Annotated in this window: 20 protein-coding genes; 11 read left to right on the top strand and 9 right to left on the bottom strand. The window is 57.7% G+C overall.

The features are described from left to right. Positions 1-157 precede the first annotated feature (157 nt). The 6 genes from ispH (at position 158) to AC2FGE_RS14280 (ending at position 3889) form a co-directional block, all read left to right on the top strand. Positions 158-1108, top strand: coding sequence for a 4-hydroxy-3-methylbut-2-enyl diphosphate reductase (gene ispH, locus AC2FGE_RS14305; RefSeq protein ID WP_496819885.1), 951 nt, complete (start codon positions 158-160; stop codon positions 1106-1108). Next, entirely contained in the window at positions 1105-1557 is a 453-nt protein-coding gene (locus AC2FGE_RS14300) for a DUF3429 domain-containing protein (protein WP_496819884.1), read from the top strand. Before ispH ends, AC2FGE_RS14300 begins: the two co-directional genes overlap by 4 nt. Then, positions 1554-2147, top strand: a complete 594-nt coding sequence (locus AC2FGE_RS14295; protein WP_496819883.1) for a class I SAM-dependent methyltransferase — start codon at positions 1554-1556, stop codon at positions 2145-2147. The genes AC2FGE_RS14300 and AC2FGE_RS14295 overlap by 4 nt, the downstream gene beginning before the upstream one ends. Continuing rightward, on the top strand, positions 2140-2607 hold the full coding sequence (gene rnhA, locus AC2FGE_RS14290) for a ribonuclease HI (protein WP_496819882.1): 468 nt from the start codon (positions 2140-2142) through the stop codon (positions 2605-2607). Before AC2FGE_RS14295 ends, rnhA begins: the two co-directional genes overlap by 8 nt. Then, positions 2604-3227 (top strand): trimeric intracellular cation channel family protein, encoded by a 624-nt coding sequence (locus tag AC2FGE_RS14285; RefSeq protein WP_496819881.1) that lies wholly within the window; start codon positions 2604-2606, stop codon positions 3225-3227. The genes rnhA and AC2FGE_RS14285 overlap by 4 nt, the downstream gene beginning before the upstream one ends. A gap of 65 nt (positions 3228-3292) precedes the next feature. After that, on the top strand, positions 3293-3889 hold the full coding sequence (locus AC2FGE_RS14280) for a COG3904 family protein (protein ID WP_496819880.1): 597 nt from the start codon (positions 3293-3295) through the stop codon (positions 3887-3889). Between the two features lie 46 nt (positions 3890-3935). Here the strand turns inward: AC2FGE_RS14280 and AC2FGE_RS14275 are convergent, their stop codons facing one another. Genes AC2FGE_RS14275 through def (AC2FGE_RS14255) form a run of 5 tightly spaced genes read right to left on the bottom strand, consistent with a single transcriptional unit; the run spans position 3936 to position 6344 of the window. After that, on the bottom strand, positions 3936-4172 hold the full coding sequence (locus tag AC2FGE_RS14275; protein ID WP_170531376.1) for a GlsB/YeaQ/YmgE family stress response membrane protein: 237 nt from the start codon (positions 4170-4172) through the stop codon (positions 3936-3938). Position 4173: 1 nt separating this feature from the next. Further along, positions 4174-4410: a hypothetical protein gene (locus AC2FGE_RS14270; protein ID WP_480501568.1), complete on the bottom strand. Its 237-nt coding sequence runs from the start codon at positions 4408-4410 to the stop codon at positions 4174-4176. Between the two features lie 7 nt (positions 4411-4417). Next, positions 4418-5332: a methionyl-tRNA formyltransferase gene (gene fmt, locus AC2FGE_RS14265; protein ID WP_496819879.1), complete on the bottom strand. Its 915-nt coding sequence runs from the start codon at positions 5330-5332 to the stop codon at positions 4418-4420. 2 nt (positions 5333-5334) lie between these two features. Further along, the gene (gene def / locus AC2FGE_RS14260) at positions 5335-5829 is read right to left on the bottom strand and encodes a peptide deformylase (protein ID WP_496819877.1); all 495 of its coding nucleotides are present in this window, start codon (positions 5827-5829) and stop codon (positions 5335-5337) included. Then, positions 5826-6344 (bottom strand): peptide deformylase, encoded by a 519-nt coding sequence (def, locus tag AC2FGE_RS14255; RefSeq protein ID WP_496819876.1) that lies wholly within the window; start codon positions 6342-6344, stop codon positions 5826-5828. The genes def (AC2FGE_RS14260) and def (AC2FGE_RS14255) overlap by 4 nt, the downstream gene beginning before the upstream one ends. Positions 6345-6441: 97 nt before the next feature. On the opposite strand from def (AC2FGE_RS14255), the gene AC2FGE_RS14250 reads away from it, so the two are divergent. Next, entirely contained in the window at positions 6442-7614 is a 1173-nt protein-coding gene (locus tag AC2FGE_RS14250; RefSeq protein ID WP_496819875.1) for a MalY/PatB family protein, read from the top strand. A 78-nt stretch (positions 7615-7692) separates the two neighbouring features. Here AC2FGE_RS14250 and AC2FGE_RS14245 read toward each other — a convergent pair whose 3' ends face one another. After that, on the bottom strand, positions 7693-8046 hold the full coding sequence (locus tag AC2FGE_RS14245; RefSeq protein WP_496819874.1) for a hypothetical protein: 354 nt from the start codon (positions 8044-8046) through the stop codon (positions 7693-7695). Between the two features lie 215 nt (positions 8047-8261). On the opposite strand from AC2FGE_RS14245, the gene AC2FGE_RS14240 reads away from it, so the two are divergent. Continuing rightward, positions 8262-9251 (top strand): glutathione S-transferase family protein, encoded by a 990-nt coding sequence (locus AC2FGE_RS14240; protein WP_496819873.1) that lies wholly within the window; start codon positions 8262-8264, stop codon positions 9249-9251. Here AC2FGE_RS14240 and AC2FGE_RS14235 read toward each other — a convergent pair. Continuing rightward, positions 9233-9595, bottom strand: a complete 363-nt coding sequence (locus AC2FGE_RS14235) for a response regulator transcription factor (protein WP_353013332.1) — start codon at positions 9593-9595, stop codon at positions 9233-9235. The two genes, AC2FGE_RS14240 and AC2FGE_RS14235, sit on opposite strands and share 19 nt — an antisense overlap. Before the next feature lie 195 nt (positions 9596-9790). Between AC2FGE_RS14235 and AC2FGE_RS14230 the strand changes: the two genes are divergently transcribed. Genes AC2FGE_RS14230 through AC2FGE_RS14220 form a run of 3 tightly spaced genes read left to right on the top strand, consistent with a single transcriptional unit; the run spans position 9791 to position 12829 of the window. Beyond that, positions 9791-10738, top strand: coding sequence for a threonine-phosphate decarboxylase (locus tag AC2FGE_RS14230; RefSeq protein WP_496819872.1), 948 nt, complete (start codon positions 9791-9793; stop codon positions 10736-10738). Then, a complete protein-coding gene (gene cbiB, locus AC2FGE_RS14225; protein WP_496819870.1) occupies positions 10735-11655 on the top strand; it encodes an adenosylcobinamide-phosphate synthase CbiB in 921 nt (306 codons plus the stop codon). Before AC2FGE_RS14230 ends, cbiB begins: the two co-directional genes overlap by 4 nt. 10 nt (positions 11656-11665) lie before the next feature. Continuing rightward, positions 11666-12829, top strand: coding sequence for a lytic murein transglycosylase (locus tag AC2FGE_RS14220; RefSeq protein WP_496819869.1), 1164 nt, complete (start codon positions 11666-11668; stop codon positions 12827-12829). 4 nt (positions 12830-12833) lie between these two features. Here AC2FGE_RS14220 and AC2FGE_RS14215 read toward each other — a convergent pair whose 3' ends face one another. After that, entirely contained in the window at positions 12834-13631 is a 798-nt protein-coding gene (locus AC2FGE_RS14215) for a class II glutamine amidotransferase (protein ID WP_496819868.1), read from the bottom strand. 132 nt (positions 13632-13763) lie between these two features. Beyond that, on the bottom strand, positions 13764-14114 hold the full coding sequence (locus AC2FGE_RS14210) for a hypothetical protein (protein WP_496819867.1): 351 nt from the start codon (positions 14112-14114) through the stop codon (positions 13764-13766). Positions 14115-14167: the final 53 nt, after the last annotated feature.

Genomic DNA, 14167 nt, shown 5'->3' with positions numbered 1-14167 from the left:
CGCGGCCAGGGCTCACTGATCTGGCCGCGCTTCATTAACTATAGCTTGGTGCTCAAACACTGGCTGGCTAACACCGATTCATGTCACATGGATGACAGATCTGGCGGCTGGACCAATGCCGGGAAAAGCCTTACCTGTGCCGTAAGGAGACACCGACATGACCAAGCCACCACTGACATTGTATCTGGTCGCCCCTCGCGGATTTTGCGCGGGCGTAGACCGGGCCATCAAGATCGTCGAAATGGCGCTGGAAAAATGGGGGGCGCCTGTCTACGTGCGCCACGAAATCGTTCACAACAAATTTGTCGTCGATGGCTTGCGTGACAAAGGCGCTGTATTTGTGGCCGAGCTGGACGAGTGCCCCGATGATCGGCCTGTGATCTTCTCAGCTCATGGCGTTCCAAAATCTGTCCCGGCTGAGGCATCCAGGCGCGAGATGCTGTTTGTAGATGCGACCTGCCCGCTGGTGTCAAAGGTGCATATCGAGGCGCAACGCCATTTCGATGCCGGTCTGCAGATGGTGATGATCGGCCATAAAGGACACCCGGAAACGATTGGCACCATGGGGCAATTGCCCGAAGGCGAAGTGCTGTTGGTCGAAACGGTCGAAGATGTCGCTGATATCGAGGTACGAGACCCGGACAAGCTGGCGTTCGTGACCCAGACCACCCTGTCGATTGACGACACGAAAGACGTGATCGCCGCCTTGCAAGACCGCTTTCCAGCCATCGTAGGGCCGCACAAGGAAGACATCTGCTACGCCACCACCAACCGGCAAGAAGCTGTCAAAGCCGTGGCGCCGAAGTCAGACGCCCTGCTGGTGGTCGGCGCGCCGAACTCATCAAATTCGAAACGTCTGGTCGAGGTCGCCTCGCGCGCCGGATGCAGCTATGCGCAGCTGGTTCAACGCGCACCCGATATCGACTGGCGCGCGCTAGAGGGTATCTCCAGCGTGGCCATCACAGCCGGAGCCTCGGCCCCCGAGCAACTGGTGAACGAGGTGGTCGACGCCTTCCGTGAACGGTATGACGTGACGGTTGAGCTGGCCGAAAACGCCGTGGAAAACGTGGAATTCAAAGTGCCTCGCGTCCTAAGGCAGCCCACATGAATGGCGTACCAAGGACCGCGCTGTATTTAGGTCTGGCCGGGCTGATCCCGTTTATCTGGGGTGCTTTGACTTATCTGAACAGCGACCTGAACGCTTGGGGTTCGCGCCAATTTGGGACCCGCTTCGTCGGGCCATACATCCAGCTGTTTTACGGCTCGGTGATCCTGAGTTTCATGTCTGGGGTGCTTTGGGGGTTTGCGACCAAAGCCTCAGGTAGCCGAGCAACAGTGGGGTATACCCTGTCGGTTCTGCCCGCGCTCTGGGCCTTTTTCATGACAGGTGGCGGGCCGGTGAATGCGGGCAATAACCTGATTGCTGGCTTTGCGGGGCTCTTGGTTTTGGACGCCATCTTCTGGTATTGGGGCCTGGCCCCCAACTGGTGGATGCGACTACGCATTTTGCTGACCGCGATTGTATTGCTCTGCCTGGCAGTTGGAGTTTACCTGTGAGCGACCGCAACACCATATCCGTCTATAACGCTCAGGCGGCGCGCTACGCCGAGTTGACCAACAAAGACAATACAGGCGATCCTCAACTCAGCCGGTTCATTCACGCCGTGCCCACCGGTGGCAAAGTGCTGGATTTCGGGTGTGGGCCGGGCGCATCCTCTGCAATCATGGCCAAGGCCGGATTACAAGTCGACGCAATGGATGCGTCGGAAGAAATGATAAAACTGGCCTCAGAACACCCCGGTGTATCAGCCCGGCAAGCCACATTTTCCGATCTTACAGTCACAGGCATCTATGATGGCATCTGGGCCAATTTCAGCTTGCTGCATGCCACGCGCGCAGATTTCCTAAAACACCTCAGCGCCATTCACCACGCGTTGAAACCCGGTGGCGTGTTCTTTGTCGCCATGAAACTGGGCGAAGGTGAAGGCCCCGACCGATTGGGGCGTTACTACAGTTACTACTCCGAGGACGAATTGAAGACTTATCTGGAAAACGCAGGCTTTACCATTACCGACCAAAGGCTTGGCAGCGGCACTGGCCTGGAGGGCTCTGTCTCGGACTACATCGCGCTGGCGACCCATGCCTGACCTGTTTGCCTACACAGATGGTGCCTGTTCAGGCAATCCCGGCCCCGGCGGCTGGGGCGTACTGCTGCGCGCGATGGAGGGTGAGAAGGTCCTGAAAGAGCGTGAGTTGAATGGCGGCGAGGCCGAGACCACGAACAATCGCATGGAATTGCTGGCCGCGATCAGCGCCTTGGAAACGCTGGAGCGCGCATCTCGGATCACTATTGTGACCGACAGCGCCTATGTGAAAAACGGCGTCACCGGCTGGATTTTCGGGTGGAAGCGGAACGGCTGGAAAACTTCGAACAAAAAGCCCGTCAAGAATGTCGACCTATGGCAACGTCTGGATGACGCACAAGCGCGCCACGATGTGACCTGGGAATGGGTCAAAGGCCATGCGGGCCACCCCGAGAACGAAAAAGCCGATGAACTGGCCCGCGCTGGCATGGCCCCTTTCAAACCCAAAAAGGCACAGGCGTGAACGGGCTTGCACTGCTCGACTATGCCTCGGTCCTGATCTTTGCATTGACCGGTGCGCTTGTCGCCAGCCGGGCACAGCTTGATCTTGTGGGGTTTGCGTTCATGGCCTGCCTGACGGCGGTCGGCGGTGGAACTGTACGGGACGTGCTGCTGAATCGGCATCCTGTCTTCTGGATTGGTCAACCCGATTATATCCTGATCGCAGTCAGCGCCGCCGTTCTGGTGTTTTTCACCGCTCATCTGGTTGAAAGCAGATACAATTGGCTCGTCTGGCTTGACAGTTTTGCCCTATCCATCGCCGTGGCCGCCGGAACAGGCGCCGCGCTTTCACTGGGCCAATCCGGGATCATCGTGGTGTTGATGGGTGTTACAACAGGATGTCTGGGCGGCCTGATGCGCGATGTGGTCTGCAATGAGGTACCTCTGGTACTGAAACAAGGTGAGCTATATGTCTCCTGTGCCTTTGCAGGCGCATTAAGCGGGGTTATTGCGACCAAGTTCGGGCTGGAAAGCCTGTTGGTTCTTGGGCTATGCGCACTCGTTTGCTGGGTTCTCAGGGCCGGGTCTTTGCTGTTTGGCTGGCAACTGCCGGTTTACAAGGCCCGACCACCGCGACAATAGTCTCGATATCGGCGCACCACCTGCAAGCTACTTGCAGTCTGAGAAACCTTGGAGATCGAAGACAGATGAAAGCATATGCGATTTTGACGGGTCTAACCGTCCTGACCGCCTGCGCTGAGCAATATATGCCCGTCAGCTTTGTCGCCCGAGGGGATCAGATCATTGCGACCGGCACCATTGATCACACCACGCTGGATGCTTTTGAAGAGGTGGTCGCGCAGAACCCTCAAGCCAAAACGCTGGTGTTGCAGCAAATCGAAGGATCCGTCGATGACGATGCCAACGTCATCTTCAGCCGCGTTGTTCATGAGAATGGGATGAATACACTGGTGCCCTCTGACGGGCTGGTCGCATCAGGCGGGACCGATCTGTTTCTGGCCGGGAACACCCGCATTCTGCAACCGGGGGCCTGCGTCGGTGTCCACAGCTGGAGCGGTGGGGGTATCATTGCCACAGAGTTGCCCGAGGATGATCCCGAGCATGACCGCTATCTCGATTACTTCGAAGACATCGGCGTGGATGAGGAATTCTACTGGTACACACTCAACGCCGCCCCTGCTGAAGACATGCACTGGATGACCGCGGCCGAGGCTGACCAGTTTGACTTGACCAATGGCGCCGCACCCCGTTTGGGCTCAGCAACGGTGTGCAACGAACGCTAAGACGCATCTGATGTTTGCTTGGACAGCTAAGCGCCAACGGAGCTTGCTATCGACGACGAATTGCCTGCCAAATCCAGATCACCAGCAACGCCCCCAGCACAGCCCCGACAAAGCCAGATAGCCAGCCCATCATCGTCGCCAGGGCCCGCAGCAGGAAGCCGCCAACCAGCGCACCGACAATACCAATCAGCATCGTTGTGGGGATATCGGATTCGATCCGCATCAAACGGGTCGCTAGAAAGCCCGCAGCGGCACCGATGATGATCAGGGCGATAACGGGCATGTTATTTCCTCCAATGGGTCGGCACGATGATCAGCGCACCGACCGACGACAGCACCGCGTCCAGCCCAGGAGGGCCAAAGCTGATCCCGAACATGATGCGTACAAAGTAGAACAGAAACGCCCCACCGACGCAGATGATGATAGATTGCAAATAGCCATTGTGAGTAAAGCCGGTTTTTTCGGACAGGTATCCAACGATCCCGGCGATCACCACAGTACCCATCAAGACCATGAACATGAATGCGCTACTCCGATACCAATCGCGTGCCGTGTGGGATCGGCCAGCCCCGCAGGAAGGTTTCCCGATCCTGCCCACCTTTGCCAGCCCTTTGCAAGCGCAGCAGTTCGACCGCGCCCTGCCCGCACGCCACCAGCAGATCATCGTTCAAAACTTCACCGGGCGCGCCCTGCCCCTCTGCCAGACGCGAGGCCAGTAGCTTGATCCGTTCCCCCTCCATCTCGGTCCAGGCACCGGGAAATGGCGACAGGCCGCGTATCTGGCGATCAACCTCGGCAGCGCTGCGCAACCAGTCGATCCGCGCCTCGGCTTTGTCGATCTTCGAGGCATAGGTGACGCCTTCGTCGGGCTGCGGCTCGGGGGTCAGATCAGACAGGCGGTTCAGCGCTTCAACGATCAGCTCCGCACCCATAACTGACAGGCGGTCGTGCAGCTGGGCCGTTGTTTCTTCGGTCTTGATCGGAGTTGCTTGCCGAAGCAGGACGGGACCTGTATCCAACCCGGCCTCCATCTGCATGATACAGACGCCGGTTTCCTTATCCCCCTCCATGATCGCGCGGTGGATAGGCGCGGCTCCGCGCCAGCGCGGCAGTAAACTGGCATGGATGTTCAAACAGCCCTGATCCGGCGCATCCAGAATAGCCTGTGGCAGGATCAGACCATAGGCAACCACGACCGCCACATCTGCATTCAGTGCCGCAAAAGCGGACTGTTCTTCGGCTGACTTCAGAGACACCGGATGGCGCACTGTCAGACCCAGCGCCTCGGCGCGCGCATGAACCGGTGTCGGGCGATCTTTCCTACCGCGGCCCGCCGGACGGGGTGGCTGGCAATAGACGGCGGCAATCTCATGCCCGGCCTCGACCAGCGCATCCAGAACCGGGACCGAGAAATCAGGCGTACCCATGAAGACAACGCGCATCGCTACCCCTGTTTTTTGGCTTTGCGCAGCAGCATGTCACGTTTGACCTTGCTGAGCCTGTCGAAATACATCTTGCCGTTAAGATGGTCGATTTGATGTTGCACGCTGGTGGCCTCAATCCCTACGAAATCACGGCGGTCGATCATTCCGTTTTCGTTCAGAAACTTGACCGTTACGGCACGCGGGCGTTTCACCTTGGCCGATACACCCGGCAGGTTCGGACTGGCCTCATCATGCTCACGCATCTCGATTGAACTGTGCAGGATTTCCGGGTTTGCCAAACGCACCGCCCGTCCCCGTTCAGTCGAGCCGTCAACAACCGCCAAGCGCAGCATCACACCGATCTGCGTGGCGGCAAGGCCAACGCCTGGCATCGCCTCCATCGTGTCGATCATATCGTCCCAGATTGCGCGGATTTCATCCGTGATCTCGACAACGTCGTCAGCCTTGGTGCGCAGGCGCTTATCGGGCCAGGGCAGGCAAATCCGAACGCTCATGCCCGCGCCTTTTCGCGCTTTAGCTTCTGCATCTTGCGCGTGATCATCTGCCGTTTCAGAGGCTTGAGGTAGTCGATAAACAGTTTGCCATCCAGATGATCAATCTCATGCTGCACACAGGTCGCCCAGAGCCCATCGAAGGTTTCTTGCTGCAGGTTGCCGTTCCGATCCATCCAGGCGACATCCACAACCTTGGGGCGCGTCACCTCGGCATATTGTTCGGGAATCGACAGACAGCCCTCTTCATAGACATTGGTCTCATCGGAGGAGGCAATGATCTCGGGGTTGAACATGATCAACGGGCGTGGGGCCTCGCCCTCTTCCTTGACACAATCCAATACGATCAGCCGATCCAAAACACCGATCTGCGGCGCAGCCAAGCCAATACCCGGCGCGTCATACATCGTCTCGAGCATATCATCAGCCAGTTTGCGCAAATCGTCCGTCAGGTCAGCCACCGGCGCGCAAACCTTTTTCAGACGGGGATCAGGGTGAATTAGAATAGTGCGTTTCATGGGGCTGATTTAGGGCATCGCGCGCGCCGCCGCAACGCCCCCCTTGCGCATGCTGCAATTCCCGATAGCTTGCGAAACGATCATACAGGAGACACACATGAGCTTTGACGACCTCATCAACCGCCACGGCACCCATTGCGCCAAATGGGACATGATGGAGCCGGTTTACGGCGTGCCAGCCGATGACGGCCTGGCGATGTGGGTCGCCGATACTGACTTTCGCGCACCGCCACCTGTGCTGAACAAGATGCGCGAGCTGCTGGATCATGGCGTTTTTGGCTATGTAAACCTCGATCAACCCTATAAGGACGCGATCCGCTGGTGGATGCGCACCCGTCACGACTGGGTGGTCGATGCCGATGCGATCTTTACGACCACCGGTCTGGTCAACGGGGTTGGCATGTGCCTGGACACCTTTACCAAACCGGGTGACGGGATCGTATTGTTCACCCCGGTCTATCACGCCTTTGCCAAAGTCATCCGCAATGCCGGGCGCGAAGTCGTTGAATGCGAGATGATCAATACCAATGGACGGTATGAGATGGATTTCGACGCCTATGACGAACAGATGACCGGTCGCGAGAAGATGGTTATCCTGTGCTCGCCACACAATCCCGGTGGGCGCGTCTGGAGTCAGGACGAGCTGCAAGCCGTTGCCGATTTCGCCAAGCGTCATGACCTGCTGATCCTGTCGGATGAGATTCACCACGATCTGGTCTTTCCGGGTCAAACTCACATCCCGATGCAGAACGCGGCCCCTGAGATTTCCGACCGTTTGTTGATGCTGACTGCGCCGTCAAAGACGTTCAACATCGCGGGGCTGCACACCGGTCAAGTGATCATCCCCGATCCCGAATTGCGCGGCAAATTCGCCAAACGTATGGCTGCCTTGTCGCTTGCACCCAACTCGGTCGGCCAGTTTGCAACAGCGGCCGCGTATTCGGCGGAGGGTGCTGCATGGGTGGACGAACAGGTCGCGTATATCGAAACGAACCGCCAAGTGTTCGACGCGGCCATCGCTGACATCCCCGGCCTCAGGTCGATGCCTCTGGAGGCCACTTACCTTGCCTGGGTCGATTTCTCGGGAACCGGGATGGAGCGTGCCGAATTCACCAACCGTGTCGAACAGACCGCCAAAATCGCGGTGAACCACGGCACAACTTTTGGAACCGGCGGCGAAAACTTCCTGCGCTTCAACCTGGGAACCCAGCGCGCGCGGATCGAGGACGCCTGTGCGCGGTTGAAGAAGGCTTTCTCGGATTTGCAGTAAGCGATCTGCTTTTGCATAAAAAACAAAGCCGGGCGAACTTCTTTACGGAGCACCCGGCTTCGATCCAGCCTTAAGGCCCTAGTCCTCGTGCCCCAACAACGCAATTGGCGCGTCCGGCGCACGGTAGAAATCGAGCGGTGCCTTATCATGCGCCGCTGTGCTGCGCTTGAACTCGTACCGCATCTCACCGCCTTCATCCTCATCCGCGATGATCAGGCATTGGTATAGATGGTTCGCCCCGTCATAGATATCGACCAACCCGCGCAAGCGCGGCGTGGTGGCAGCCTCAACCGTGAACCCATCTTTCCACAATTTCAGAATTTTATGGGTATTGTCGCCCATCTCAACCCGCAAACGGCTCGATTTTTTCAGGGCGGCGATTCGTGCGGCGTCTAATTCGGCGCGAATCTCTTTGGAAACATAAGTACTCATCAAACTATTCCCCCTCTTGTATCTATTATTGTGGGCACGTGAGCGTGAAAATCCAGTGAACTTCGTCACATAGACCGGACCGGGTGGCAAAATGTTGCGCAGCCATCGCAGGCCTGACTGTGCAAAGGCGCAGGCCAGATGCGCATAGGCTAATGTGGCAGGACTATCCCTGCCCTCCTATCTTTGCTGAAGACTCAAAATGCGGAGGATGACCAATGGGTTTGCTGGTTGACGGCACATGGCATGATAGCTGGTATGACACTAAATCCACCGGCGGGGCGTTCAAACGCAGCGCCGCACAGTTTCGCAACTGGTTGACTCCCGATGGCAGCGCTGGACCATCTGGCAAGGCCGGGTTCAAGGCGGAAGCAGGTCGATATCACCTGTATGTCTCTCACGCCTGCCCTTGGGCACATCGCACATTGATCTTCCGCGAACTCAAAGGGCTGCGCGATTTGATCCCGGTCTCAGTCGTGCATCCGGACATGCTGGACGAAGGTTGGACGTTCGAGACGGACGATCACGGGGCGACGGGTGATGACCTCTATGGCCTCGATTTCGCCCATCAGATCTATACCAAGGCCGATCCCGTTTATTCTGGTCGCGTTACCGTTCCGATCCTTTGGGATAAGCAGCAACAGACAATCGTATCGAACGAAAGTTCTGAAATCATCCGCATGTTCAACGCGGCTTTCGACGGGATTACCGGCAACACCGATGATTACTGGCCCGAGGCGATGCGCGATCAGATCGAAGAGGTCAATGCTCGCATCTATTCCGATGTCAACAATGGTGTCTACAAATCCGGTTTTGCCACTTCGCAAGAAGCCTACGATGCCGCTGTCGGCCCGTTATTCGACACACTGGATTGGCTCGAAGACCGCCTGAGCCGGAACCGTTATCTGATGGGGGATCGCGTAACCGAGGCGGATTGGCGCTTGTTTACAACCCTGATCCGGTTCGATCCGGTCTATCACCTGCATTTCAAATGCAATAAGCGCCGGCTGGTCGATTACCCGAACCTCTGGTCCTATACCCGCGAACTATATCAGTGGCCGGGCGTCGCGCAGACCATCAACATGACCCACATCGTGCGCCACTATCACTATAGCCACGACAGCATCAATCCGCACCGGATCATCCCGGTAAACCCGGTGCTGGACTACATGGAGCCGCATGGCCGCGATCAGCGACCTGCCGCGTAGTGTTCAACCATCGCCGCCAGATCCTCTGGCGGTGTTCCACTTTGCACATAGGCACAGGCATTGGGGCTATGGGCAAAGATTGACCCGTCTGAAAAGAAAGTGGTGTTGGTGACAAAGATCACCCGCGCCTCGGGGCGGCGATAACTGGCGAAATCAGCCACTGCCAGCGCGCTGCCGCTTTCCAACACCAAATCCAGCACGATGATGTCAAACGCCGTCCCATAGAGCGCGAGGATCGCAGCCTCTTGCCCGGTGACCAGTTCAACATCTGCACCTTGTCTTTCAAGATGCCTTTTCCAAACCCGACCGAGGTCGGGGTTACTCTCAACAATCAGAACTTTCATTTGCAACAACCTCGGCACTTGGTATGGTGAGTGGTGCCGACCCCCGTGGTCTGTGATCCCGTTATTTCCTTAACAAAATGTTAACGACGCCAGCGACACGCGCTGATCATTCGGATTTGCTTGTCAAAACGGCAAAAATCCGCTTGAAGCAAGGCAAATTTGGCGTTTGAGGCTTAAGGCGCGATGAGTGACAACATGTTAGATCCGCGCGCCGAACGCGACCATGGCGGTGGGCTGGATCAGGCGATCAAGCACAATGGCGGCACCCGCGGCGATTGGATCGACCTGTCGACCGGGATCAACCCACACCCCTATGACCTGCCGGCCTTCCGGCCCGAAGATTGGACGCAATTGCCCGATCATGGCGCCTTTGAACAGCTCTGTAAGGCTGCGCGGAACTTTTGGAATGTGCCGAAGGATGCGCAGATACTGCCCGCCCCCGGCGCATCCGCTGTGATTGCACGCCTACCCGCGCTTGCGCCTGCCGGGCGGGTGCAAATCACAACGCCCACCTATAATGAACATGCAGCGGCCTTTGCGGCGCAAGGCTGGCAGGTTCAGGAAGACGGCCCCGCCGATGCGCGCGTTCTCGTGCACCCGAACAACCCAGACGGTCACCTCTGGCGCGAAGAGGATGCCAATGCGCCCTTGACCGTGATTGACGAAAGCTTTTGCGACGTGAGCCCAGAGGCGTCTCTGATCCATTTAACTGCCCGCCCTGGTGTCGTAGTTCTCAAGAGTTTCGGTAAGTTCTGGGGCTTGGCTGGGCTGCGGCTTGGCTTTGCGATCGGTCAGCCTGACATGATCTCTCGACTGAACGACCTGACCGGTCCTTGGTCCGTGTCCGGCCCGGCCCTGCGAACAGGTACCGCTGCTTTGCAAGACGTAAGCTGGGCTGAGGAGACACGCACAAAACTGGTCGCCAGCGCGAACCGTCTGGACGCCATGCTTCTGAACAAAGGCGCGCAACTGGTTGGCGGCACCACGCTGTTCCGCCTGTATAAGGTCGACAACGTGCAGGTCTGGCAGGACCGTTTGGCCCACGGGCGTATCTGGAGCCGCATCTTCCCCTATTCCGACACCTATCTGCGCCTTGGGCTGCCCCCGTCAGACGGATGGAGCCAGCTGGAAAACGCATTATGAGCACCGCGTTCATGCTGACCTGCGCCATGCTGCTGGACGCGGTACTGGGCGAGCCCAATTGGCTCTGGTCCCGCTTGCGCCACCCTGCGGTGATCATGGGGAAAGCGGTTGCTACACTGGACAGAACCCTGAACCACCACCCGTACCGCCGTTTGAAAGGCGTGGGAACCTTGATCTTGCTGATCAGCCTGGCTGGCCTCTTGGGCTGGGCACTGGCCCGGTTTGGTCCGGTGGTCGAGGTGATCATCTGCGCCATCCTTCTGGCGCAGAACTCACTGGTTTCACATGTGCGGGCCGTGGGCGATGGGCTGCGACAATCTGTGGAGAATGGCCGCGCCAAAGTCGCCATGATCGTATCCCGCGATACGACGGATATGACGGAGGCCCAAACCGCCCGTTCTGCCATCGAAAGCGCGGCAGAAAACCTGAGTGACGGGGTTATCGCCCCTGCCTTCTGGTTCCTGATTGGCGGCCTGCCTGGGCTGTTGATCTACAAGGTCGTCAACACTGCCGACAGCATGATCGGCTACCGCACGGAAAAGCACCGCGCATTCGGATGGGCCTCGGCCCGGTTCGACGATCTGCTGAACCTGATCCCGGCACGGTTGACCTGTTTGATGATCATCGCGCTTTCCGGCCAATGGTCTCGCTGGGCCGAGATTGTCGCAGATGCGCGTCGTCATATCTCACCCAACGCAGGCTGGCCCGAAGCCGCAATGGCCAGGGCGCTGAACATCGCGCTCGCCGGGCCGCGCAGCTATGACGGACAGCTCCGCGATCTGGCTTGGGTGAACGGAAACGCCGAACGTGAGATCGGAGCGGAGGAGATTTTCCGCGCATGTACCATCTTGTGGCGGGTCTGGGGGCTTGCACTCGGCCTTCTGTCAGTGTGGGTTGGGATCACGTTTATATTCTGAAGGACTTCCGATGCGTTTATTGCCCTCTCTGTTCGCCGCCGCCCTGTTTGCGGCACCTGCCTTTGCCCAATGCGGTGGCGGTTTCAACCAGTTTGTAAACGGGTTGAAATCCGAAGCCGCGCAAAAGGGCTTTGATCAGGCCACGGTGAATGCCTTCTTTCAAGGCGTACAGCAGGACCCAGCGGTGCTACGCGCTGACCGGGCTCAGGGGGTGTTTCAGAAACCCTTCATCGATTTCTCACGCCGCCTGATTTCGCAAAACCGGATCGACCGAGGGCAATCCATGTCGCGCAAATATGACGCGGTGTTTGACCAGATCGAGCGGGACTACGGCGTCTCACGGGGCGTTTTGCTGGCCTTCTGGGCGTTCGAAACCGACTACGGCGCGTTTCAGGGTGATTTCAATACGCGCAACGCGCTGGTCACCCTGGCCCATGATTGCCGCCGTCCTTATTTGTTCAGACCGCAGGTTTTTGCGGCAATCGAACTGTTCAGCCAGGGCAATTTCGACCCGAACCGCACCACCGGGGCCTGGGCGGGTGAAATCGGCATGGTGCAAATGCTGCCGCAAGATATTCTGGACAATGGCGTCGACGGCGATGGCGATGGTAAGGTTTCCCTAAAAACCTCAGCCCCCGATGCATTGGTGTCGGGTGGCAAGATGCTGTCACATCTGGGGTGGCAACCGGGCCAGCCGTGGCTGCAAGAGGTGATAGTTCCTGCCCAGATGGACTGGTCCTTGTCTGGCCCTGGCAAACCACGTTCGGTCGCGGATTGGCAAGCCATGGGCGTTCAGGCGCGCAGCGGGTCTCTGGCCAACCTTCCGGCCTCGCTAATCCTGCCGCAGGGGCATAAAGGACCTGCCTTTCTCGCCTATCCAAATTTCGATGTTTATTTCGAATGGAATCAGAGCTTTGTCTATGTGCTGACCGCTGCTTATTTCGGGACCCGGCTTGAAGGCGGTCAAATCTATGACGCGGGCACTCCACCCGCAGGACTGTCGGGTGCGCAGATGAAACAGCTGCAAACCAAATTGCAGGCCAAAGGCTATGACGTCGGCAAAATTGACGGCATTTTGGGCGCGGGCACGCGCGCCGCAGTACAGGCCGAACAAAAGCGGCTGGGGCTGCCTGCGGATGGGTGGCCTACCGCAGACCTACTGAATCGGCTATAAAGCCTTACGCGACTGCGGCCTGATCCAAAGCCTCGAATGGTCTGAACGAATGGACCTTGACCGAGGACCCTTCGGTTTCAATCGCCGTATTGGGTTGGATTTCGATCCAACCCTCATTGTTTCCGTCCAGCGGTTCGGACGAGATGATGATGCCGTCCTTACAGGTTCGGTAGTGCAGACTGGGCGCGTGTTTATCCGAGGCGTAACGTGCCGCATACAAGCGCTCGCCATCTGACCAGCAGGCGGCAAACCTCATGTAAGGCAGAACCTTATTCCCTCTCGACACCAGTTCGACGCGCGCCACGGCGCGCGCCATTGCCCCGATAGGATCGGCATCTAGCCCCTCTCCATGTGCAACCAGAAAGATGGCTTCGCTTTCAGTTGCTCCAAAGCGGTGTCCGTACAGATGCGCCGGGATCATCGCATCCAGCTCCTGCCGTATCAGGTCATGCCCACCCGCCTGCCCGTTATGCATAAAACTCCAGCGGTCGACCCCAAAGGGGTGGCAATTGTTCCGGGACGTCGCCGTACCGGTGGAGGCCCGCACGTGGGCCAGAAAAAGCCGTGATCTCGTATGATGCGCCAGCTGTTTCAGGTTGGCATCCGACCACGCCGGGTGCGTGTCTTTGTAAAAGCAAGGCACCTTTCGGTCTGAATACCAGGCAAGACCAAACCCGTCCGCGTTGATCGGCGTCTTTCCAATCAGCGCATTGCGGCTTTGGATGACAAGAGATTGCTCTTGCTCCAGCACCAGTTCATCAAGATATCGCTGCTTGCCGACCCAAGCCAAAAACCGACACATCTGATCACTTTCTTCACCATTCGAGTTGAGAGAAGAGTATCAAAGCAGTGTGGAGGATTTTCCCGAATTTTCTTTACAGATTTCCTCAATCTTCAATCATATGATCGCTTGAACCGACAAATAACGGGTCAATTACTTCGGTCGTACCGGATACCTATCGCCTTTTTGATCGATCAGGATCAATCGCTCACCATTGCGCACATACAGATCACACCGATCAAACCCATTGCGATATGCGATACAAACACTGCCATCTTCGGCAATCGAGTATGTCCCGAACGCCGCGTCACCACTGGAATAGGTGAAAGAGTAGGCCCCACCTGCCGAAAATCTGGCCTGGCCATCATCGTAGAATGTCAGCGTTTGGCCGGCCAAAGCATCCAATTCGTCGGAAGACAGCGGGATGTCACCGGTTTTTGTTGGCCAATCGGCGGCGAAGGCCGGGCTGGCGGCGATAAGGGCGGGGATCAGAACGCGTTTCATAAGACTAAATTAGCGCGATAAGCCCGACATCATCATAACGAAACGGTGATGGG

The sequence above is a fragment of the Ruegeria sp. YTSA075 genome (genome assembly GCF_059610245.1).
Note: the sequence above shows the minus strand (reverse complement) of the source record. Positions and strands in the feature narration are given on the sequence as shown.

Excerpts from the sequence above, each read along its gene's own strand:
- AC2FGE_RS14280 (WP_496819880.1), top strand. The coding sequence starts at position 3,293 with ATGAAAGCATATGCGATTTTGACGGGTCTAACCGTCCTGACCGCCTGC.
- AC2FGE_RS14250 (WP_496819875.1), top strand. The coding sequence starts at position 6,442 with ATGAGCTTTGACGACCTCATCAACCGCCACGGCACCCATTGCGCCAAA.
- cbiB (WP_496819870.1), top strand. The coding sequence starts at position 10,735 with ATGAGCACCGCGTTCATGCTGACCTGCGCCATGCTGCTGGACGCGGTA.
- rnhA (WP_496819882.1), top strand. The coding sequence starts at position 2,140 with ATGCCTGACCTGTTTGCCTACACAGATGGTGCCTGTTCAGGCAATCCC.
- AC2FGE_RS14215 (WP_496819868.1), bottom strand. The coding sequence starts at position 13,631 with ATGTGTCGGTTTTTGGCTTGGGTCGGCAAGCAGCGATATCTTGATGAA.
- ispH (WP_496819885.1), top strand. The coding sequence starts at position 158 with ATGACCAAGCCACCACTGACATTGTATCTGGTCGCCCCTCGCGGATTT.
- def (WP_496819877.1), bottom strand. The coding sequence starts at position 5,829 with ATGAGCGTTCGGATTTGCCTGCCCTGGCCCGATAAGCGCCTGCGCACC.
- def (WP_496819876.1), bottom strand. The coding sequence starts at position 6,344 with ATGAAACGCACTATTCTAATTCACCCTGATCCCCGTCTGAAAAAGGTT.
- AC2FGE_RS14270 (WP_480501568.1), bottom strand. The coding sequence starts at position 4,410 with ATGTTCATGGTCTTGATGGGTACTGTGGTGATCGCCGGGATCGTTGGA.
- AC2FGE_RS14220 (WP_496819869.1), top strand. The coding sequence starts at position 11,666 with ATGCGTTTATTGCCCTCTCTGTTCGCCGCCGCCCTGTTTGCGGCACCT.
- fmt (WP_496819879.1), bottom strand. The coding sequence starts at position 5,332 with ATGCGCGTTGTCTTCATGGGTACGCCTGATTTCTCGGTCCCGGTTCTG.
- AC2FGE_RS14275 (WP_170531376.1), bottom strand. The coding sequence starts at position 4,172 with ATGCCCGTTATCGCCCTGATCATCATCGGTGCCGCTGCGGGCTTTCTA.
- AC2FGE_RS14300 (WP_496819884.1), top strand. The coding sequence starts at position 1,105 with ATGAATGGCGTACCAAGGACCGCGCTGTATTTAGGTCTGGCCGGGCTG.
- AC2FGE_RS14245 (WP_496819874.1), bottom strand. The coding sequence starts at position 8,046 with ATGAGTACTTATGTTTCCAAAGAGATTCGCGCCGAATTAGACGCCGCA.
- AC2FGE_RS14210 (WP_496819867.1), bottom strand. The coding sequence starts at position 14,114 with ATGAAACGCGTTCTGATCCCCGCCCTTATCGCCGCCAGCCCGGCCTTC.
- AC2FGE_RS14230 (WP_496819872.1), top strand. The coding sequence starts at position 9,791 with ATGTTAGATCCGCGCGCCGAACGCGACCATGGCGGTGGGCTGGATCAG.
- AC2FGE_RS14240 (WP_496819873.1), top strand. The coding sequence starts at position 8,262 with ATGGGTTTGCTGGTTGACGGCACATGGCATGATAGCTGGTATGACACT.
- AC2FGE_RS14235 (WP_353013332.1), bottom strand. The coding sequence starts at position 9,595 with ATGAAAGTTCTGATTGTTGAGAGTAACCCCGACCTCGGTCGGGTTTGG.